The organism is Burkholderia sp. R-40 (assembly GCF_049942845.1).
In the GTDB taxonomy this organism is placed as follows: Bacteria; Pseudomonadota; Gammaproteobacteria; order Burkholderiales; family Burkholderiaceae; genus Burkholderia; species Burkholderia ambifaria.
This window is the reverse complement of the sequence record NZ_CP187967.1, coordinates 1,246,164-1,268,080: the sequence shown is the minus strand read 5'-3', so window position 1 is coordinate 1,268,080 and position 21,917 is coordinate 1,246,164. Positions and strand designations below refer to the sequence as shown.

The window sequence follows — 21,917 nt, the reverse complement described above, 5'->3', positions numbered from 1 at the left end:
CGTGAACCTGCTCGAACTCGACGACCTCTGCGTCGCCTACGACACGCCGCACGGCCGCCGCACGGTGGTCGACGGGCTGAGCCTCGCGCTGCCGCGCGGCGACATCGGCTGCCTGCTCGGCGCATCGGGCTGCGGCAAGACCACCGTGCTGCGCGCGATCGCGGGCTTCGAGCCCGTGCGCATGGGGCGCATCGTGCTGGACGGCACGCCGGTCGCGGCGCCGTCGCTCGACGTGCCGCCCGAGCGGCGGCGCATCGGGATGATGTTCCAGGACTACGCGCTGTTCCCGCATCTGAGCACGGCCGACAACGTTGCGTTCGGCCTGCGGCGCATGCCGAAGGCCGAACGGCGCACCCGCGTCGCGGACATGCTCGAACTCGTCGGTCTCGCCGATGCGGGCAGCGCGTATCCGCACGAACTGTCGGGCGGCCAGCAGCAGCGCGTCGCGCTCGCCCGCGCGCTCGCGCCGTCGCCGGAGCTGCTGCTGCTCGACGAGCCGTTCTCGAATCTCGACGTCGATACGCGCGAGCGGCTCGCGTTCGAACTGCGCGACATCCTGAAACGCACGGGTCATACCGCGATTCTCGTCACGCACAACCAGGCGGAAGCGTTCGCGATCGCCGACCGGATCGGCGTGATGAAGGATGGCCGGCTCGCGCAATGGGACACGCCGTACGCGCTGCACCATCATCCGGCGAGCCCGTTCGTCGCGGAGTTCGTGCGCAGCGACGCGCTGGCGGACGAACGCGCCCGGGCGCTGGCGCGCGGCCGCTGAGCGCGATGACGAGGGCGGCGTGCTCCGTGCGAGCCGCCGTACCGCGCTACGCCGGCTCGGACAGATCGCGCACCGGCAGCGCGGTCGAATACTTGATCTGCTCCATCGCGAACGACGAGCTCACGTCGAACAGCGGCACCGCGCGGATCAGCTGCTTGTAGACGCGATCGTAATCGTCGATGCCGGCCACCACGACCCGCAGCAGATAGTCGGTCTCGCCGCTCATCCGGTACACCTCGACGACTTCCGGCATGTCGCGCACGGCCTGAGTGAAGCGCTGCGCCCACTCCTCGGTGTGCTGGTTCGTGCGAATCGCGACGAACACGGTCGTGCCGACTCCGAGCTTGCGTGGATCGCACAGCGCGACCTGCGCGCGGATCGCGCCGGTTTCCTTGAGCCGCTGCACGCGCTTCCAGCAGGGCGTCTGCGACAGGTTCACGCGCTGCGCGAGTTCCGCGATCGGCAATGTGGCATCTGCCTGCAACAGCTCCAGCAGCTTGCGATCGATGGCATCCATTTCCCCAGTCCTTCGTAGATAGAAATTTTTTCTATACATCCTGCATGACGGGGAACGATATGGAAACCGCTGCGCGGCGTCGACCGGGATAAATACCAATCAGCGAGGGATACGCGCGCGATGTGCGGAATCCCGCGCACGTTGGCCTAGCGATGAGCGGCACCCCAAACGAAACAGGCGATTCCACCCGTCAAGGTGGAATCGCCTGAAGTCGTTGCGACCGCGTGAGCTAAGAGCCGCTCACGGACGTTCACGGAAAACGCGCCGCGCGCGCACAGCCTCGCCGTGATGTCGCGATGTCGCTCAATACGCGACCGTCGCGATCTCGCGCACGAAGCTGTCTTGCTCGAGCGCATCGACGAACGCGACCGCGTAGTCTTCCGCCGAGATCTTGCTGTTGCCCTGCGCGTCCACGATCAGCTTGCCGACGCCCGTGCGGAACGTGCCCGTGCGCTCGCCCGGCGCGATCAGCGCGGCCGGCGCGAAGAAGGTCCAGTCGAGATCACCGGCCGTTTCCAGATAGTCGAGCGCATCGCGGTGCGCGAGCGCGACCGCCTTGTACGCGTCCGGGAAGCCTTCGGTGTCGACCAGCTGCTTGCCCGGCGCGACTTCGAGCGAACCGGCGCCGCCCACCACCACGAGCCGCTTCAGGCCCGCCTGACGCGTGCCGGCCACCAGCGCCTTTGCCGCCGCGACGACCTTCGCGGCATCGTCCTGCTTCGGACCGTACGCGCTCGCGACGACGTCGTGACCCGGCAGCGCGGCCGCGATGCTGGCCGCATCGAACAGGTCGGCCGCCTTCGCGACGATGCCGTCGGCGGATGCGCCCGGGTGGCGCGACAGCGCGGTCACGCGATGGCCGCGGCGCGCGGCTTCCGCGGCGATGCGCGAACCGATCATCCCGGTGGCGCCAAACAGTGCAATGTTCAGGGTACGTTGCGTCATGTCGATTCTCCAGAAAGAAAAAGTAACTAAAGTGATTACATATAAGACCGAAAAAAAAACGGAGCGAAACTCCGTCGTGCCGGCCGCCGCGCGTGCGCGCCGCCCGGCCTCCTGCCCTGCATCATCCGTCGCCTGTCACCCGCCGGCGCTTCCCGCGGGCCGGCTGCGGTGCTCCGATTCAAGCACGTCGGCCGTGACGTCCGCGAGCGTGCGCGTGGCAAGCGATGCTTCCATCGCGCGCTGCGCGTCGCCGATGTAGTCGATCAGCACGCCCTGAATGTGCCGCCCGACGAGACACGCGGGGTTCGGCGCCTCGCGATGCAGTGCGAACAACTGCGCATCGTCGACCGCGCGATACACGTCAAGCAGCGTGATCTCGCCCGGCTCGCGCGCCAGCAGCGCACCGCCGCCCGCGCCGAGCTGCGACGTGGTCAGCCCCGCGGCCGCCAGCATCGACAGCAGACGACGAATCAGCGCCGGATTCGTGTTCACGCTGCCCGCGATGATGTCGGACGACAGCGGCGCGCCTTCCTGCATCGACAGCAAGGCAAGCACGTGAACGGCAAACGCGAACCGGCTGCTGGTATTCATTCCTCACTCACCTGACGACGCCGGCCCGTACGGCAGCCGGCGACAATGTGTAACTACTATAATTACATTTCGCGGATTGCGCAAGTGCCGGGTTACTCGCCGCTGGCAGGCTTCGCGCCGGACGCATTCTGCTGGCTCCACTGCTGCAGCTTCTTGCCGGCCTCCGCCATTTTCGCGCCCGCTTCGGACGCCGCATGCGCGACGACCGCGGACGCGGCCGCATCGAGCTGCGCTTGCGCGGCCGACGCGAGACCGCTCGCGGACAGCGGCGGCACGGCCGAGGCCGCGCTCGCGATGCCGGCCTTCGCGGCATTGAGCTGCTGGTTGACGGTGCTCGCCACCTGGTCGAGCGCCTTGGCCGCGCTGTTGGCGGCGTCGGTGGCCGCGCTTGCGGCCGTATCGGCTTGCTGGGCCGGCGTGCCGGACTTCTCGCAGCCTGCGAGCAACAGCAGCGCACCGACGGCCGCGGCCGCCAGCACGAACCCGGGCGCGCGACGCGCCCGCGAAGTCTTCATCTTCATCAGCAATCTCCGGCCGTGCGCCGCACGGCCTGAATGGTTGGACCGATGCCGATGATACCGCTTGTGGAACAGGGCCACTGACCACTCCCGTTTAAAAATGCCTTTCAATTTCGGACTCGTCTGATTCAATCGCACACGCGCCGACACTAAAGTGGGCAGCCTTCCATCCGCTCCGTCCGCTTCCCGCTTTTCATGGCTTTCCTCATCGACTGGTTCATCGCGCTGGCCGCCGTGCTCGCCGCTACCCTGTTCCTGTGTCTTCGCTCGCCGTCCGCGACGCGCCTGCGTGCCGTCGGGCGTGCGCGCCGGGTCGCGTGCGCGCGCCTGCTAGTTCAAGCGGTGATCGGCTTCTGGACGGCCGCACTGATCGTCGCGCAAGGCATCCTCGGCCCCGACGGCGACGGCCAGTCGCACGCGGGCGTCGCCGCGCTCGCGTTCGCTGCAATCGGGCTCGCGGCCGTCGCCGCCTACTGGTGCGCGTGCGCGCTGCGGCTGCGGCGGCCGCGCACGCTGTTCGCGCGTCGCTGACGCGCCAGACCGGTGCATCGCGGCACATCACGCCGCCCCGCGCCGCGCGTCGCGCACCAGTTGCGCACGTTTCGCACCACGCGCGTGCATCGGGTGCGCTCCTCTCGCGCATCCAGCCCGCCCCGCGACCGTGCATGCTTCACCGGAATGCCGCACCGCGCGGCCTTTCGCACCATTTGCACGCAGTAATTCACCACGTTGGCTCGATACTTGCATTCCTCGCGCATTTTTTGCGCAAGGAAGCCACGGCATGGATGGTCTGAAATCCGGCGTCGATACACTGTTCCTGTTGATCGGCGCCGTCATGGTGCTCGCGATGCACGCGGGCTTTGCATTCCTCGAGCTCGGCACGGTCCGCAAGAAGAACCAGGTCAACGCGCTCGTGAAGATCCTGGTCGACTTCTCGGTGTCGACGCTCGCGTACTTCTTCATCGGCTACACGATCGCGTACGGCGTCGAATTCTTCGACGACATCGGCACGCTGTCGCAGCACAACGGCTACGCGCTCGTGCGCTTCTTCTTCCTGCTGACGTTCGCGGCGGCCATCCCCGCGATCGTGTCCGGCGGCATCGCGGAACGCGCGAAATTCAATCCGCAGCTCGTCGCGACGCTGATCATCGTCGGTTTCATCTATCCGTTCTTCGAAGGGATCGCATGGAACGACCGCTTCGGCGTGCAGAACTGGCTCACGCATGCGTTCGGCGCGCCGTTCCACGATTTCGCGGGCTCGGTCGTCGTGCACGCATTCGGCGGCTGGGTCGCGCTGCCGGCCGTGCTGCTGCTCGGCGCGCGCCACGGCCGCTATGCGAAGGACGGCCGGATCGCCGCGCATCCGCCGTCGAACATTCCGTTCCTCGCGCTCGGCGCGTGGGTGCTCGCGGTCGGCTGGTTCGGCTTCAACGTGATGAGCGCGCAGACGCTCGACAAGATCAGCGGCCTCGTCGCCGTGAACTCGCTGATGGCGATGGTCGGCGGCACGCTCGCCGCGTGGATGGCCGGCCGCAACGATCCGGGCTTCACGTACAACGGCCCGCTCGCGGGCCTCGTCGCGGTGTGCGCGGGCTCCGACGTGATGCACCCGATCGGTGCGCTCGTCACGGGTGCCGCGGCCGGCGCGGTCTTCGTCGCGATGTTCACCTGCGTGCAGAACAAATGGCGCATCGACGACGTGCTCGGCGTGTGGCCGCTGCACGGGTTGTGCGGCGCGCTCGGCGGCGTCGCGGCCGGGGTGTTCGGGCAGCCCGTGTTCGGCGGCCTCGGCGGCGTGTCGTTCGTGTCGCAGCTCATCGGCACGCTCGGCGGCATCGCGATCGCCACCGCGGGCGGCACGCTCGTGTATGGCGCGCTGAAGGCGACGGTCGGGCTGCGCCTCGATCGTGAAGCCGAATTCGACGGCGCCGACCTGTCGATCCACCGCATCTCGGCGACGCCCGAGCGCGATTGAACACCATCAAGCACGAAACCGGCGTCCGCCAGCCCACCTGACGGACGCCCGGTGCGTCATTACGTTTTCTATTCAAAAAACTTTCATCTAGCGTCCCTACACTTCGGTCCAGTTTTCAACTTGCCTTCGCCTTGCTTGCCGAGAGCCTGCTTCGCGACGGCCATTCTTCCAACATCTGAAACTGGACTCCACATGCCCGCGTTGCCCAATGCTTCCCGTCGTCAGGCCCTGAAGATCCTCGCCGGCGCGCCCATGCTGCCCCTCTCCGGCCTCGCGCTGCCGGCTCTCCTGACCGGTTGCGGCGGTGACGACAATCCGACGGCGACGCCGGCCGCCGCCGCGTACACGTCGGCGGCGTTCTCGGCGATGGCCGCGCCCACGCTCGACAACGCGGCCGCGATGGCCACGACGACGGTCGGCTCGACGCTGTCGGTGTCGTTCTCGGACGGCTCGTCGCGCAACTTCAAGCTGGCGTACCGGCCGTTCTTCGTGACGGGCGACATGGTGCCGGACGGCAAGGGCGGCACGACGCTCGCGGGCGGCTACTACGACATCAACAACCAGCCGATCATCGACCGCTCGGTGGCCGGCAAGGAGCGCCAGTTCTATTCGGACTGCCCGGACGGCAGCTCGCTGCTGACGCTGAAGAACGCGAACGTCGCCGGCGTGAAGGGCAACACGGTGTTCGCGGTCGTGCAGTTCGAATACACGACGCGCGACCAGGCGAGCGCATCGCAGTACGGCCAGCTGCCGTCGCCGATCGCGGTGATCACGCTCGACCAGGATCCGTCCAGCGGTGCGCTGAAGGTCGTCAAGTATCACAACGTCGACACGTCGAGCGCGCACGGCCTGTGGATCACCTGCGGCGCGAGCCTGTCGCCGTGGGGCACGCACCTGTCGAGCGAGGAATACGAGCCGGACGCGACGAAGGCCGCGACCGATACGCAGTTCAAGGCATTCAGCAAGAACACGTTCGGCGACGAGACGAAGGCGAACCCCTATCACTACGGCCACCTGCCCGAGATCACGGTGAACCCGGACGGCACCGGCACGGTGAAGAAGCACTACTGCCTCGGCCGCATCTCGCACGAGCTGATCCAGGTGATGCCGGACCAGCGCACCGTGATGATGGGTGACGACGCCACCAACGGCGGCCTGTTCATGTTCGTCGCCGACAAGGCGGCCGACCTGTCGGCCGGCACGCTGTACGTCGCGAAGTGGACGCAGACGTCGTCCGCCGGCGCCGGCAGCGCGACGCTGACGTGGATCCGGATCGGCCACGCGACGAGCAGCGAGATCGAGACGCTCGCGAACACGCTGAAGGCGTCGGACATCATGGACCTGACGACGACCGACCCGAGCGACGCGAGCTACACGAAGATCCACTTCGGCGGCAAGTTCAACTGGATGCGCGTGAAGCCCGGGATGGAAAAGGCGGCCGCGTTCCTCGAGACGCACCGCTATGCGGCGCTGATCGGCGGCAGCATGGCGTTCACGAAGCTCGAAGGCACGACGGTGAACGCGAAGGACAAGATCGTCTACACGGCGATGTCGCGGATCGAGACGTCGATGGTCAAGGGCAATGCGGTGTCGCGCGACGTCGCGGTGGACAAGAAGATCGCCGCGGGCGCCGTCTATGCGCTGAACCTGAAGGCCGGCCAGCGCGACACGTCGGGCGGCGCGATCGACAGCGAATGGGTGCCGGTCGACATGGCCGCGCCGGCGGCGCTCGTCGGCGAGGACCTCGCCGCGGCCGACGCGCTCGGCAACCTCGCGAATCCGGACAAGATCGCGAACCCCGACAACCTGAAGTTCTCCGAAAAGCTGCGCACGCTCTTCATCGGCGAAGACTCGGGCATGCACGTCAACAACTTCCTGTGGGCGTACAACGTCGACACGAAGTCGCTCTCGCGCGTGCTGTCGTGCCCGGCCGGCGCCGAATCGACGGGACTGCACGCGGTCGACGAGATCAACGGCTGGACCTACGTCATGAGCAACTTCCAGCACGTGGGCGACTGGGAGACGCCGCTGCACGACAAGGTCAAGTCGACGCTCGACCCGCTCGTGCGCGCGAACTACAAGGACCGCTTCGGCGCCTGCGTCGGCTACCTGACGGCCGAGCCGACCAGCATCAAGCTCGCGAAGGCCTGAGCGGCCGGGGGTCCTGACCGGGCGTCCCTGACCGGGCGTCCCTGACCAGCCCCACTCTCTTCATCACGTTTCATTCGTCGGCGCTCCACGCCGGTTCATGCGCGATGCCCACTGCGGGCGTCGCGCTTTTTTTTGCGCGCACGCCGCACCGACGCCACTCGCCGCACTGCTCACATCGGCATTGGAGGTCGCCCTCCTCCGAGGAACACTTAATCGTCATTCAGAACAATTCATGCGACTGGCCATGTCGCTTCGCCTATGCTCGGACAGCACTCGCGCGCACGTCGCTCCGATGGCGCGTCGTCCGAACCGAAATGGGAACCGACACATGTCCACCACCACGCCTTCGATCGTTCACCACACCGTCACCGCGAACGGCATTCGACAACATTTCATCGACGCGGGCAGCGGCCCTGTCGTGGTCCTGCTGCACGGTTTCCCGGAAACCAGCTTCGCATGGCGCTTCCAGATTCCCGTCCTGGCACAACGCTACCGCGTCATCGTGCCCGACCTGCGCGGCTACGGCGAAACCGACAAGCCGGCCGCCGGCTACGACAAACGCAACATGGCCCGCGATCTCGTCGCATTGCTCGACACGCTTGGCATCGGCCGAATCGCGCTGGTCGGGCACGATCGCGGCGCACGCGTCGCGACACGCTTCGCGAAGGACTTCCCCGAGCGCCTCGAGCGCCTTGTCGTGATGGACAACGTGCCGACCCGCATCGTCGCGCAGAACATGACAGCCCAGACGGCACGCGCGTACTGGTTCTTCCTGTTTCATCAGGTAGCGGACCTGCCCGAAGCACTGATCGCCGGCAAGGAAGCCGAGTGGCTCAGCTACTTCTTCTCCGACTGGTGCTACAACCCGCACGCTATTTCCGGCGAGGCGTTCGACACGTATGTGCGGGCCTATCGTCGTCCCGGCGCCGTCCGTGGCGCACTCGCCGACTACCGCGCGAACGCGGAAGACGTCCAACAGGATCTCGCCGACGCCGATGTGAAGATCGCATGCCCGACCATGGCGATCTGGGGTGAGGATTTCTACGCGGTCGGCAAGATGTTCGACATGAAATCCGTCTGGGAAAGCATGGCGACACATCTTCGGGCCGAGCCCATCGCGCAATGCGGCCACCTTCCGCAGGAAGAACAGCCGGAACGCGTCAACGCGCTGCTGCTCGATTTCCTGAAGAGCTGGGAAGGTTGAATCCGCGGCGCACCGGCATCGACGCAGCAGGGAATCGGACGCGCGGCACGCGCGATCCACTGGCTGACAGGAGCACTTCATGAATGACGTATCGACGCCGCGGGCACTCGTGATCGGCGGATCGGTAGGCGGACTCTTCACGGCAACTGCGCTGCGTGCGGCAGGATGGCACGTCAGCGTGTTCGAACAGTCGCCGAGCGAGCTCGATAGCCGCGGCGGAGGCATCGTCCTGCAGCCGCCGATCGTCCGCGCGTTCGCATTCGGCGGAGTACCGATGCCGGGCGATACCGGCGTGGATTCGAGCGAGCGGATCTATCTCGACGAGGGTGACCGGATCGTGCAGCAAATGCGCATGCCGCAAACCCAGACTGCGTGGAATGTGATCTATACGGCGCTGAAGCGCGCGCTGCCAGCGGGCGTCGTCCATGCAGGCGAGACGTTCGAGCGACTCGATTCCGATGGCGCGCGCGTTACCGCGCATTTCGCGAGCGGCCGGGTAGAACACGCGGATCTGCTCGTCGGCGCGGATGGCGGGCGCTCCGGCGTGCGCGCGCAACTGCTGCCCGATTCGCAACCCACCTATGCGGGCTACGTTGCGTGGCGCGGGCTCGTGGACGAACATGACCTGCCCGATCAGGTACTTCGCGTGCTGCGCAACCGCTTTACGTTTCAGCAGGGTGACGCACATCTGTTCCTGACCTACCTGGTGCCAGGTCGCGACGGAACCGTCGAGCCCGGCAAACGGCGCGTGAACTGGGTGTGGTACCGGCGTCTCTCGTACGACAAGCTACCTGAACTGTTTCTTTCCCGGGACGGCACACAGCGAGACGGATCGCTGCCGCCCGGTGCAATGCGCGACGACTATCGGTCGGAACTCGTCGACGCGGCCCGCAACCTGCTCGCGCCGACGCTCGCCGCGCTCGTCGACGCAACGCACGCGCCGTTCGCACAGGCAATCCGGGATCTTGTCGTCGAGCGAATGGTGTTCGGCCGCGCGGTATTGCTTGGCGACGCGGCTTGCCTTGTCCGCCCCCATACCGCCGCCGGCGTGGCAAAGGCGGCGGACAATGCGGTTGGACTCGCCGAAGCGATGCAGGCTTTCGCGCGAGGCACGGCGTTCGACGCCGCACTGTCGCGTTGGGAACGCGATCAGCAGAAGATCAACGCTTCGCTATCGGCGCTCGGTATTTCACTGGGTACGCGCATCATGGGATCGACGTGACCACCCAGATAGCCCCGAGGTAGTCGAACCGCCGGACATCACGTGGATGAGGAAATAGCGCTCCAGATCGGGCGCCGAACAACAACCTTCGGCAATGCGGCATACTTTGACGTTTTTGAAACCGCTCTTGCTAGCTGCTGCAAACTTTGTTGCGCGCCGATAACGGGCAAAAAAAAGCGCCACGGAGACCGTGGCGCTAAAAAAGTTCTAGCCATTCCGAGGGCCGTGCTAGAACCTGAGAGACTGCGCGAAACACCGTTGCCGGTTAAACTCCTGAAACGATGTTTCGAAAACGTGAGACATTCTTTCCGTTTCCGCCCGACAAGTCAAGCGGTATTTGCACCGGCTCCTGCACTTTCCGGCAATGGTCATTTGAGAACTTTCCTAATAAACCAAGGGTGAACCCGTAAAATCCCATACGATGAACGATTCACCCACGGAACATGCATCTTTTGACAATCATCTTACGATACCAACAAAATTGAAATCGAGTTTCGGAAATAGAGAGAATTCCTCGTGTCGATATCTGTAACGCCTCCCGCACCCCGGGACCGTGAATCGGCGCCGGACGAGATCACCGCGCTCGCGCGCGGCCTCGCCGTGCTGCGCCGCATCGCGGCCGCCGACGCCCCCGTCAGCAACCGCGAGCTGACCGAATTGACGGGCATCCCGAAGCCGACCGTGTCGCGCATCACGGCGACGCTCGTCAGCGCCGGCTTCCTGTTCCAGCTGCCCGACAGCGAGCGCTTCGTGCTGACCGCGTCGGTGCTGGAGCTGAGCCACGGGTTCCTGCGCAACTTCGATATCCGCGCGCGCTCGCGGCCGTTCATGATCGAACTCGCCGAGCGCACGTCGCTGTCGGTGCACCTCGCGGTGCGCGACCGGCTCGACATGGTCGCGATCGACGTGATCCGGCCGCGCTCGGCGGTGCTGGTCACGCGCCTCGAGATCGGCTCGCGGATGGACATCGCACGCACCGCGGTCGGCCGCGCGTATCTCGCGGCGCTGGAGGACGACGAGCGGCGCACGCTGCTCGACGCGCTGCGCGCGACGGCCGGCGACGATTGGCCGCACGTGTCGGCGCGCCTCAACCCCGGGCTCGAGGACGCGATGCGCGCAGGCCACGCGATCGCGATCGGCGAATGGCGCGAGGGGCTGAACGCGGTCGCGGCCGGCTTCGTCGGCCCGTCGGGCCAGCGCTACTCGGTGAACTGCGGCGGCGCATCGAGCCAGTGTTCGGCCGAATGGCTGCAGGAACACGTGGTGCCGGCGCTGCACGAATGCATCGCGAAAATCACCCGCGAGATCGGCGGCGCGCCGGCCCGGCGCAGCGCCGCGTAATCGATCCGTCATCGTCCCGTCGCGTTATGTAACGACCGTAACCCGTTGAAAGATAGACCGCTGGACTGTAACGGGGACGGGACGTAGCATCATGCCCATCGTCGCGCCGCATTCGCGGTGCGCACCGCTCTTTCCCGCGCGGACCGCCAGGGCCGGACCGAGCCGGCCCTCGCGGCATCGCATGCCCACGCGCCGCTCCACCCCCGTTTTCCGGCACGCCGCGCCGTCTTCCTGACAGAACACGATGGACAACCAACAAAAGCCCACGCCCCCTTCGAAGGATCCCGCCTCCCCTGCCGCCCGTCGCCCGCGCCGCACGCTGGTGATCGGGACGCTCGCAGTCGTCATCGGCGGCCTGCTGTGGTGGCACCCGTGGAGCCGCACGCCGGCCGGCACGCAGGCCGCAGGCAGCGCGGCCTCCGGCGCGAGCGCCGGCGGCGGCCATCGCGGCCGCGGCGGCCCGGCCGCGATGGCGAACATTCCGCAGCCCGTGTCGGTCGCGAGCGCGACGCAAGGCGAGATGCCGATCGTGCTGTCCGCGCTCGGCACCGTGACGCCGCTCGCGAACGTGACGGTCAAGACGCAGCTGTCGGGCTATCTGCAGTCGGTCGCGTTCCAGGAAGGCCAGCTCGTCAAGAAGGGCGACCTGCTCGCGCAGATCGACCCGCGTCCGTACCAGGTCGCGCTCGAAACCGCCGAAGGCACCTACGCCCGCGACGCGGCCTTGCTCGCAACGGCCCGCCTCGACCTGAAGCGCTACCAGACCCTGCTGTCGCAGGACTCGATCGCGTCGCAGACGGTCGACACACAGGCGTCGCTCGTCAAGCAATACGAAGGAACGGTGAAGACCGACCAGGCGGCGATCGATTCCGCGAAGCTGAACCTCACGTACGCACGCATCACGGCGCCGGTGTCGGGCCGCGTCGGCCTGCGCCAGGTCGACCCCGGCAACTACGTGACGGCGGGCGACACGAACGGGATCGTCGTGATCACGCAGATGCAGCCGATGAGCGTGATCTTCACGACGTCGGAAGACAACCTGTCGCAGATCCTCAAGCAGGTGAACGCGGGCAAGAAGCTGTCGGTCACCGCGTACAACCGCAACAACACGGTGCCGCTCGAGACGGGCGCGCTCGAAACGCTCGACAACCAGATCGACACGAGCACCGGCACGGTCAAGCTGCGCGCGACGTTCGATAACAAGGAAGGCCTGCTGTTCCCGAATCAGTTCGTGAACACGCGCCTGCTCGTCGACGTGCTGCGTAATGCGACGATCGTGCCGACGGCCGCCGTGCTGACGGGCTCGATCGGCCAGTTCGTGTACATCGTGAAACCCGACAACACGGTGACGGTGCGCAAGGTCACGATTGGCCCGGTCGACGGCGAACGCACCAGCATCGTCAGCGGCGTCGCGCTCGGCGAGCGCGTGGTCACCGACGGCTCCGACCGGCTGCGCGAAGGCGCGAAGATCACGATCCCGGCCGACAAGCCCAAAGGCGCGTCGGGCGCGCACGGCGCCGGCGCGGCGTCCGGTGCATCGGGCGCATCGGGTGCGGCCGGCCATCGCGGCGGACACAAGCGCGGCGCGTCGCAGGCCGCGGCCCCCGCGGCCCAGTAACGCGCGGGCCGCTCGATGAATCCATCCCGCCTCTTCATTCTCCGGCCGGTCGGCACCGCCCTCCTGATGGCGGCGATCATGCTGGCCGGTCTCGTCGCACTGCGCTTCCTGCCGCTCGCCGCGCTGCCCGAAGTCGACTACCCGACGATCCAGGTCCAGACCTTCTATCCGGGCGCGAGCCCCGAGGTGATGACGTCGTCGGTCACCGCGCCGCTCGAGCGGCAATTCGGGCAGATGCCGTCGCTGAACCAGATGTCGTCGCAAAGCTCGGCCGGCGCATCGGTGATCACGCTGCAGTTCTCGCTCGACCTGCCGCTCGACATCGCCGAGCAGGAAGTCCAGGCCGCGATCAACGCGGCCGGCAACCTGCTGCCGTCCGACCTCCCGGCCCCGCCCATCTACGCGAAGGTCAACCCGGCCGACGCGCCGGTGCTGACGCTCGCCATCACGTCGAAGACCTTGCCGCTCACGCAGGTGCAAGACCTGACCGACACGCGCCTCGCGATGAAGATCTCGCAGATCGCCGGCGTCGGTCTCGTCAGCCTGTCGGGCGGCAACCGGCCGGCCGTGCGGATCCAGGCGAACCCGACCGCGCTCGCGCAGTACGGGATGAACCTCGACGACCTGCGCACGACGATCTCGAACCTGAACGTGAACACGCCGAAGGGCAACTTCGACGGCCCGACGCGCGCGTACACGATCAACGCCAACGACCAGCTCACCAGCGCCGACCAGTACAACTCCGCGGTCGTCGCGTACAAGAGCGGCCGCCCGGTGATGCTGACCGACGTCGCGAAGGTGGTCGCCGGCTCGGAGAACACCAAGCTCGGCGCGTGGGTGAACGCGGAGCCCGCGATCATCCTGAACGTGCAGCGCCAGCCGGGCGCGAACGTGATCGCGACCGTCGACGCGATCAAGGCGCAGCTGCCGAAGCTGCAGGAGACGCTGCCCGCGGCGCTCGACGTGCAGGTCGTCACCGACCGCACGACGATGATCCGCGCCGCCGTGCGCGACGTGCAGTTCGAGCTGCTGCTCGCGGTCGTGCTGGTCGTGCTGGTGATGTACCTGTTCCTCGCGAACGTCTACGCGACGATCATCCCGAGCCTGTCGGTGCCGCTGTCGCTGATCGGCACGCTCGCGGTGATGTACATGGCCGGCTTCTCGCTGAACAACCTGTCGCTGATGGCGCTCACCATCGCGACCGGCTTCGTCGTCGACGATGCAATCGTGATGATCGAGAACATCGCCCGCTACGTCGAGGAAGGCCACACGGGCCTCGAGGCCGCGCTGAAGGGGTCGCGGCAGATCGGCTTCACGATCATCTCGCTGACGGTGTCGCTGATCGCGGTGCTGATCCCGCTGCTGTTCATGGGCGACGTGGTCGGCCGCCTGTTCCACGAATTCGCGATCACGCTCGCGGTGACGATCGTGATCTCGGCGATCGTGTCGCTCACGCTCGTGCCGATGATGTGCGCAAAGCTCCTGCGCCATTCGCCGCCGCCGGAAAGCCACCGCTTCGAGGCGCGCGTGCACCGCGTGATCGACGCGGTGATCGCGCGCTACGGGGTCGCGCTCGAATGGGTGTTGAACCGCCAGGGCTCGACGCTCGTCGTCGCGCTGCTGACGCTCGCGCTGACCGCCCTGCTCTACGTGTACATACCGAAGGGCTTCTTCCCCGCGCAGGATACCGGCGTGATCCAGGCGATCACGCAGGCGCCGCAGTCGATTTCCTACGGCGCGATGGCCGAACGCCAGCAGGCGCTCGCGGCCGAGATCCTGAAGGATCCGAACGTCGAGAGCCTCACGTCGTTCATCGGCGTCGACGGCACCAACATCACGCTGAACAGCGGCCGGATGCTGATCAACCTGAAGGCGCGCGACCACCGCTCCGAGTCGTCCGCGCAGATCATCCGCGACCTGCAGCAGCGCGTCGCGAACGTGACCGGCATCACGCTGTTCATGCAGTCGGTGCAGGATCTGACGATCGACTCGACCGTGAGCCCGACCCAGTACCAGTTCATGCTGACGAGCCCGAACCCCGACGAGTTCGCGACCTGGGTGCCGAAGCTCGTCACGCGGCTGCAGAAGGAGCCGTCGCTCGCCGACGTCGCGACCGACCTGCAGAGCAACGGCCAGTCGGTGTACATCGAGATCGACCGCGCCAGCGCCGCGCGCTTCGGCATCACGCCGGCGACCGTCGACAACGCGCTGTACGATGCGTTCGGCCAGCGCATCGTGTCGACGATCTTCACGCAGTCGAACCAGTACCGCGTGATTCTCGAGTCGGAGCCGAAGGAGCAGCATTACGCCGAATCGCTGAACGACATCTACCTGCCGTCCGCCGGCGGCGGCCAGGTGCCGCTGTCGTCGATCGCGTCGTTCCACGAACGGCCGTCGCCGCTGCTCGTCGCACACCTGTCGCAGTTCCCGTCGACGACGATCTCGTTCAACCTCGCGCCGGGCGCGTCGCTCGGCGAGGCCGTGAAGGCGATCGGCGCGGCCGAGAAGGACATCGGCCTGCCCGGCTCGTTCCAGACGCGCTTCCAGGGCGCGGCGCTCGCGTTCCAGGCGTCGCTGTCGAACCAGCTGTTCCTGATCCTCGCGGCGGTCGTCACGATGTACATCGTGCTCGGCGTGCTGTACGAGAGCTACATCCATCCGATCACGATCCTGTCGACGCTGCCGTCGGCCGGCGTCGGCGCGCTGCTCGCGCTGATGATCACCGGGCACGACCTCGACATCATCGGGATCATCGGGATCGTGCTGCTGATCGGCATCGTGAAGAAGAACGCGATCATGATGATCGACTTCGCGCTCGAGGCCGAACGGGTCGAGGGCAAGCCGCCGCGCGAGGCGATCTACCAGGCGTGCCTGCTGCGCTTCCGGCCGATCCTGATGACGACGCTCGCCGCGTTGCTCGGCGCGGTGCCGCTGATCGTCGGCGCGGGCGCCGGCTCCGAGCTGCGCCAGCCGCTCGGGATCGCGATCGCCGGCGGCCTGATCGTGTCGCAGGTGCTGACGCTGTTCACGACGCCGGTGATCTATCTCGGCTTCGACAGCCTCGCGCGCCGCGCGCGCGGCTGGTTCGAGCGGTACGGCCCCGGCGCCGATTCCGGCAAGCACACGGGTGCCTAAGCGATGAACCTGTCGCGCCCCTTCATCACCCGCCCCGTCGCGACGACGCTGCTCGCGCTCGGCGTCGCGCTCGCCGGCCTGTTCGCGTTCATCAAGCTGCCGGTGTCGCCGCTGCCGCAGGTCGACTTCCCGACCATCTCGGTGCAGGCGTCGCTGCCCGGCGCGAGCCCCGAGACCGTCGCGACCAGCGTGACGAGCCCGCTCGAGCGGCACCTGGGCTCGATCGCCGACGTCAGCGAAATGACGTCGACCAGCACGGTCGGCAACGCGCGGATCATCCTGCAGTTCGGGCTGAACCGCGACATCGACGGCGCCGCGCGCGACGTGCAGGCCGCGATCAACGCGGCGCGCGCCGACCTGCCCGCCTCGCTGAAGAGCAACCCGACGTACCGCAAGGTCAACCCGGCCGACTCGCCGATCATGATCGTGTCGCTGACGTCGGAGACTTCGTCGCCCGCGAAGCTGTACGACGCCGCGTCGACGGTGCTGCAGCAGTCGCTGTCGCAGATCGACGGGATCGGCCAGGTGTCGGTGAGCGGTTCGGCGAACCCGGCCGTGCGCGTCGAGCTCGAACCGCATGCGCTGTTCCACTACGGGATCGGACTCGAGGACGTGCGGGCCGCGCTCGCGTCCGCGAACGCGAACAGCCCGAAGGGCGCGATCGAATTCGGCCCGAAGCACTACCAGCTCTATACGAACGACCAGGCCTCGCATGCGTCGCAGTACAGCGACCTGGTCGTCGCGTACCGCAACGGCGCGGCCGTGCGGCTGTCCGACCTGTCCGAGGTCGTCGACTCGGTCGAGGACCTGCGCAACCTCGGCCTGTCGAACGGCAAGCGCGCGGTGCTCGTGATCCTCTACCGCTCGCCCGGTGCGAACATCATCGAGACGATCGATCGCGTGCGCACGGCGCTGCCGCAGCTCACCGCGTCGCTGCCGGCCGACATCACCGTGACGCCGGTGCTCGACCGTTCGACGACGATCCGGGCCTCGCTGAAAGACACCGAGCACACGCTGCTGATCGCGATCAGCCTGGTCGTGATGGTCGTGTTCCTGTTCCTGCGCAACTGGCGCGCGACGCTGATTCCGAGCGTCGCGGTGCCGATCTCGATCATCGGCACGTTCGGCGCGATGTACCTGCTCGGCTTCTCGATCGACAATCTGTCGCTGATGGCGCTGATCGTCGCGACCGGCTTCGTGGTCGACGATGCGATCGTCGTGCTCGAGAACATCACGCGTCACATCGAGAACGGCAAGCCGCGGCTGCAGGCCGCGTTCGACGGCGCGCGCGAGGTCGGCTTCACGGTGCTGTCGATGAGCATCTCGCTCGTCGCGGTGTTCCTGCCGATCCTGCTGATGGGCGGCATCGTCGGGCGCCTGTTCCGCGAATTCGCGCTGACGCTGTCGCTCGCGATCGCGGTATCGCTCGCGGTGTCGCTGACGGTCACGCCGATGATGTGCGCGCGGCTGCTGCGCGAGCCGCACGACGCGCACGAGGAAGGCCGCCTCGGCCGATTCCTGGAGCGCTTCTTCGCGCGGATGCAGCGCGGCTACGAGCGCTCGCTGTCGTGGGCGCTGCGCCGCCCGCTGCTGGTCCTGCTGATCCTGTTCGCGACGATCGGGCTCAATGTCTATCTGTACATCATCGTGCCGAAGGGCTTCTTTCCGCAGCAGGACACCGGGCTGATGATCGGCGGCATTCGGGCCGACCAGTCCACGTCGTTCCAGGCGATGAAGCAGAAGTTCACCGAGATGATGCGGATCGTGCAGAGCAACCCGAACGTGCAGAGCGCCGCGGGCTTTACCGGCGGCACGCAGACCAATTCGGGCTTCATGTTCGTCACGCTGAAGGATCGCACCGAGCGCAAGCTGTCGGCCGACCAGGTGATCCAGCAACTGCGCAAGCCGCTGGCGGATGTCGCCGGCGCGAGCACGTTCCTGCAGGCGGCGCAGGACATCCGCGTCGGCGGCCGGCAGAGCAACGCGCAATACCAGTTCACGCTGCTCGGCGATTCGAGCGCCGACCTGTACAAGTGGGGGCCGCTGCTGACCGAGGCGCTGCAGAAGCGCGCCGAGCTGACCGACGTCAACTCGGACCAGCAACAAGGCGGCCTGGAGGCGATGGTGACGATCGACCGCGCGACCGCCGCGCGGCTCGGCATCAAGCCCGCGCAGATCGACAACACGCTGTACGACGCATTCGGCCAGCGCCAGGTCTCGACGATCTACAACCCGCTGAACCAGTACCACGTCGTGATGGAAGTCGCGCCGAAATACTGGCAGAGCCCGCAAATGCTGAACGAAGTGTGGATCAGCACGTCGGGCGGCAGCGCGAACGGCTCGCAGTCGACCAACGCGGCGGCCGGCACCTTCGTCGCGACCTCGGCCGGCACGTCGAGCGCCGGCACGGCTGCCACCAGCGCCGCGGCGATCGCGTCCGATTCCGCGCGCAACCAGGCGTTGAATTCGATCGCGTCGAGCGGCAAGTCGAGCGCGTCGTCGGGCGCGGCGGTGTCGACGTCGAAGTCGACGATGATCCCGCTGTCCGCGATCGCGACCTTCGGCCCGAGCACGACGCCGCTGTCGGTCAACCACCAGGGCCTCTTCGTCGCGACGACGATCTCGTTCAACCTGCCGCCGGGCGTGTCGCTGTCGCAGGCGACCCAGGTGATCTACCAGACGATGGCGCAGATCGGCGTGCCGCCGACGATCGTCGGCAGCTTCCAGGGCACCGCGCAGGCGTTCCAGCAATCGCTGAACAACCAGCCGATCCTGATCCTCGCGGCGCTGCTGGCCGTCTACATCGTGCTCGGGATCCTGTACGAGAGCTACATCCACCCGATCACGATCCTGTCGACGCTGCCGTCGGCCGGCGTGGGCGCGCTGCTCGCGCTGCTGCTGTTCAAGACGGAATTCAGCATCATCGCGCTGATCGGCGTGATCCTGCTGATCGGCATCGTGAAGAAGAACGCGATCATGATGGTCGACTTCGCGATCGACCAGACGCGCAACGGCAACAAGTCGTCGTACGATGCGATCCACGAGGCGTGCCTGCTGCGCTTCCGGCCGATCATGATGACGACGATGGCGGCGCTCCTCGGCGCGCTGCCGCTCGCGTTCGGCCACGGCGACGGCGCCGAGCTGCGCGCGCCGCTCGGGATCGCGATCGCCGGCGGGCTGATCATGTCGCAGGTGCTGACGCTCTATACGACGCCGGTCGTCTATCTGTACATGGACCGGCTGCGTGTGTGGGGCGAGAAGCGCCGCAACCGCCGTGGAAATTCGGGCGGGCCGGCGGTGGCTGGGGAGTAACGCGTAGCGGGACGTGGGACGCGGCGGGACGCGGCGGGACGCGGGACGACGGAGCGTGGAGCGGCGCGGCGGTGCTCGACAGCGATTCTTGGCGGCGCCAAAAACCGCGCCAACGACCTTGGCTCCCGAACAAGTAGCCGATCGTCCAGATCGTTTCAGACGACGATTCACGCGCGGCCGCCGGGGCCGCCGGGGCCGCCGACAACGAGGCGGCGCATTCGCCCGGGATCGGGCTTGCGCGCCGGCGGCGATCGACTATCGTGTGTCCATGCCCACCCTCGCGCCCGTTTCCGGGAGCCCGCCATGAACGTCCAGCTGAACCATACGATCGTCTGGTGCCGCGACAAGCACGCGTCGAGCCGCTTCCTCACCGAGCTTCTGGAGTTGCCGGCGCCGACGCCGTTCGGCCCGATGCTGGTCGTCCCGCTCGAGAACGGCGTGTCGCTCGATTTTTATGAAACGGACGGAGAGATCGCGTCCCAGCACTACGCATTCCTGACCGACGAGGCCGGCTTCGATCGCGTGTACGCACGCATTCGCGAGCGCGGTCTGCCGCACTGGGCCGATCCGGCGAAGCGGCAGCCCGGTGAGATCTACCGCCATCACGGCGGGCGTGGCGTGTATTTCGACGATCCGGACGGTCACTTCCTCGAAGTGATGACGCAGCCGTATGTGCTGAACGGATAACGGGACGCGTCGGCCGGCGTTGCACCGGCCGACGGGGTGAGACAGGCGGCGCCCTCGGTCGGACGCCGCCCCCGCGCGGCCGGCGCAGTTGGCGCGCAGTTGGCGCGCGGTTGACGCGGTTGACGCGGTTGGCGCGGTTGGCGCGGTTGGCGCGGTTGGCGCGGTTGGCGCGGTCGGCGCGGTCGGCGCGGTCGGCGCAGCCAGCGTTACTCGGCAGCAGCGGCCGTCTTGCGCGGACGACGCGCACGGGGAGCCGTCTTGCGGGCCGGTTTTTTCGGCTTTGCAGCGGCGGCTTCGTCAGCCGCCTCGCCGGTCGATTCGACAGCCGGTGCCGCTTCGTGCGCCGGCTGCGCGGCAGCCGCCGAAGCGCCGTACTCGCCGGCCGTCGGCGCCGCGACGTGCCGTTCCTCCCGATGCTCCGCGTCGCGATGCGTCGCTTCGGCAGGCTGGCCTTGCGCGTGCTTTTCACCACCATGCTTCGCACCGCCGTGCGCGGCCTCGTCCGGCTTCGCCGCCGCTTGACGGCCTGCGCCCTTCGCCTCACCGCCCTTTGCCTCGCCGCCCTTCTTGGCGCCGGTCTTCTTCGCCGCGCTCTTGCGCGCGCGCTTGCGGCCGTCCTTCGCTTCACCGTGCGTATCGGCCACTTCAGTCGCTGCAGTCGCTTCGGCCGTCGCTGCCGGCACGAGCGCCGCTTCGTCCGTGACATCGACGACGGCCGCCTCTTGCGCTTCGGCCTGCACGCTTTCCTGCACGACTGCTTCCGCCCGCTGCCCGCGACGCCGCGACTGGCGCTCGGCCGGTGCTGCCGCTTCCGCATGACGCCCGCCGTGACCGTGATGCGTGCCGTGCCCATGGTGCGCGCCGCCCGTATCACGTGCCGTCGCCTGCTCCACCGCGGACGACTGGCGCGGCCGCGACACGAACGCACCCGACTTGTCGTCGCGCCCCACTTCGAGCAGCCCGCGCGCCTGCGCTTCGTCGAGCAGGTTGCCGAACGCGCGGAAGCCGTAATACGACTCGTTGAAATCCGGCTTGCGGCGCTTGATCGCGCTCTTGAGCACCGACGCCCAGATCTTGCCGACGTCGTCGCGCTCCGAGGCCAACGCATCGAACGTCTCGACCGCGAGCGCGATCGCCTCGCTGCGGCGCGCTTCCAGCTCCGGCTTGCGCGACGGTTCGTCCGGCCGCTTCGCGCCGCCGTTACCGGCGTGCTGCTGTTCGCGCTTCGCCTGCGCGCGCTGCTGCTCGCGCACCAGGTCGTCGTAGAAAATGAATTCGTCGCAGTTCGCGACCAGCAGGTCCGACGTCGACTTCTTCACGCCGACCCCGATCACCTTCTTCGCGTTCTCGCGCAGCTTCGACACCAGCGGCGAAAAATCCGAGTCGCCGCTGATGATCACGAACGTGTCGACGTGCGACTTCGTGTAGCAGAGATCGAGCGCGTCCACGACGAGCCGGATGTCGGCCGAGTTCTTGCCCGACTGGCGCACGTGCGGAATCTCGATCAGCTCGAAGCTCGCCTCGTGCATCGACGCCTTGAAGCCCTTGTAGCGCTCCCAGTCGCAATATGCCTTCTTCACGACGATGCTGCCCTTCAGCAGCAGCCGCTCCAGCACGGGCTGGATGTCGAATTTCTCGTACTTCGCGTCGCGCACGCCGAGCGCGACGTTCTCGAAGTCGCAGAACACGGCCATGCTGACGTTGTCCAGGGGTAATGCCATGTGTACTCCAACCGGTTGGTCGCCGCGCTGCATTGCGTCGCGGCGAAAAATGCATCGCGCACATGATAGCCGGTCAGCGGGTCGATTCCGCAATCGATGCGCACGATGGCGTCCCGACGGGGGCCGCGCCGGCAAGCCTCGAGCGGTGCGTCCCTCATTACCTGCACGCCGCCGGCCCAAATCGACATACACTTGAGTATCGGTC

16 protein-coding genes are annotated in these 21,917 nt (G+C 67.2%); 11 read left to right on the top strand and 5 right to left on the bottom strand.

Annotated elements, in window-relative coordinates; translation table 11 throughout:
* The first annotated feature begins 1 nt into the window (after position 1).
* On the top strand, positions 2-775 hold the full coding sequence (locus ACP26O_RS05965) for an ABC transporter ATP-binding protein (protein WP_126227444.1): 774 nt from the start codon (positions 2-4) through the stop codon (positions 773-775).
* Between the two features lie 46 nt (positions 776-821).
* Here ACP26O_RS05965 and ACP26O_RS05960 read toward each other — a convergent pair whose 3' ends face one another.
* The 4 genes from ACP26O_RS05960 to ACP26O_RS05945 all read right to left on the bottom strand — a co-directional run bounded on the left by ACP26O_RS05960 (position 822) and on the right by ACP26O_RS05945 (position 3,349).
* Positions 822-1,292, bottom strand: coding sequence for an Lrp/AsnC family transcriptional regulator (locus tag ACP26O_RS05960; RefSeq protein WP_006754321.1), 471 nt, complete (start codon positions 1,290-1,292; stop codon positions 822-824).
* A gap of 303 nt (positions 1,293-1,595) precedes the next feature.
* Complete coding sequence (locus ACP26O_RS05955) at positions 1,596-2,237, bottom strand: NAD(P)-dependent oxidoreductase (protein WP_175663992.1); 642 nt, start codon at positions 2,235-2,237, stop codon at positions 1,596-1,598.
* A gap of 135 nt (positions 2,238-2,372) precedes the next feature.
* On the bottom strand, positions 2,373-2,828 hold the full coding sequence (locus ACP26O_RS05950; protein ID WP_006754319.1) for an Rrf2 family transcriptional regulator: 456 nt from the start codon (positions 2,826-2,828) through the stop codon (positions 2,373-2,375).
* A gap of 92 nt (positions 2,829-2,920) precedes the next feature.
* Positions 2,921-3,349, bottom strand: coding sequence for a hypothetical protein (locus tag ACP26O_RS05945; protein WP_165751135.1), 429 nt, complete (start codon positions 3,347-3,349; stop codon positions 2,921-2,923).
* A 192-nt stretch (positions 3,350-3,541) separates the two neighbouring features.
* Here ACP26O_RS05945 and ACP26O_RS05940 point away from each other — a divergent pair, with 192 nt between their 5' ends.
* The 10 genes from ACP26O_RS05940 to ACP26O_RS05895 all read left to right on the top strand — a co-directional run bounded on the left by ACP26O_RS05940 (position 3,542) and on the right by ACP26O_RS05895 (position 19,991).
* Positions 3,542-3,877, top strand: a complete 336-nt coding sequence (locus ACP26O_RS05940; RefSeq protein WP_175663993.1) for a hypothetical protein — start codon at positions 3,542-3,544, stop codon at positions 3,875-3,877.
* A 250-nt stretch (positions 3,878-4,127) separates the two neighbouring features.
* Positions 4,128-5,321: an ammonium transporter gene (locus ACP26O_RS05935; RefSeq protein WP_175663994.1), complete on the top strand. Its 1,194-nt coding sequence runs from the start codon at positions 4,128-4,130 to the stop codon at positions 5,319-5,321.
* A 192-nt stretch (positions 5,322-5,513) separates the two neighbouring features.
* Positions 5,514-7,472: a PhoX family protein gene (locus ACP26O_RS05930; RefSeq protein ID WP_175663995.1), complete on the top strand. Its 1,959-nt coding sequence runs from the start codon at positions 5,514-5,516 to the stop codon at positions 7,470-7,472.
* A gap of 328 nt (positions 7,473-7,800) precedes the next feature.
* On the top strand, positions 7,801-8,676 hold the full coding sequence (locus tag ACP26O_RS05925; RefSeq protein WP_011656420.1) for an alpha/beta fold hydrolase: 876 nt from the start codon (positions 7,801-7,803) through the stop codon (positions 8,674-8,676).
* Between the two features lie 79 nt (positions 8,677-8,755).
* A complete protein-coding gene (locus ACP26O_RS05920; protein ID WP_175663996.1) occupies positions 8,756-9,898 on the top strand; it encodes an FAD binding domain-containing protein in 1,143 nt (380 codons plus the stop codon).
* Positions 9,899-10,414: 516 nt separating this feature from the next.
* Positions 10,415-11,239 carry an IclR family transcriptional regulator gene (locus ACP26O_RS05915; protein ID WP_011656418.1) on the top strand — a complete coding sequence of 275 codons (825 nt, stop codon included), beginning with the start codon at positions 10,415-10,417 and terminating at the stop codon, positions 11,237-11,239.
* Between the two features lie 244 nt (positions 11,240-11,483).
* Positions 11,484-12,857, top strand: coding sequence for an MdtA/MuxA family multidrug efflux RND transporter periplasmic adaptor subunit (locus ACP26O_RS05910; protein ID WP_175663998.1), 1,374 nt, complete (start codon positions 11,484-11,486; stop codon positions 12,855-12,857).
* 15 nt (positions 12,858-12,872) lie between these two features.
* Positions 12,873-15,992 (top strand): MdtB/MuxB family multidrug efflux RND transporter permease subunit, encoded by a 3,120-nt coding sequence (locus ACP26O_RS05905; protein WP_175663999.1) that lies wholly within the window; start codon positions 12,873-12,875, stop codon positions 15,990-15,992.
* Between the two features lie 3 nt (positions 15,993-15,995).
* Entirely contained in the window at positions 15,996-19,304 is a 3,309-nt protein-coding gene (locus ACP26O_RS05900) for an efflux RND transporter permease subunit (protein WP_175664000.1), read from the top strand.
* A 303-nt stretch (positions 19,305-19,607) separates the two neighbouring features.
* Positions 19,608-19,991 carry a VOC family protein gene (locus ACP26O_RS05895; RefSeq protein WP_175664001.1) on the top strand — a complete coding sequence of 128 codons (384 nt, stop codon included), beginning with the start codon at positions 19,608-19,610 and terminating at the stop codon, positions 19,989-19,991.
* Between the two features lie 206 nt (positions 19,992-20,197).
* Here the strand turns inward: ACP26O_RS05895 and ACP26O_RS05890 are convergent, their stop codons facing one another.
* Entirely contained in the window at positions 20,198-21,712 is a 1,515-nt protein-coding gene (locus tag ACP26O_RS05890; protein WP_175664002.1) for an NYN domain-containing protein, read from the bottom strand.
* Positions 21,713-21,917: the final 205 nt, after the last annotated feature.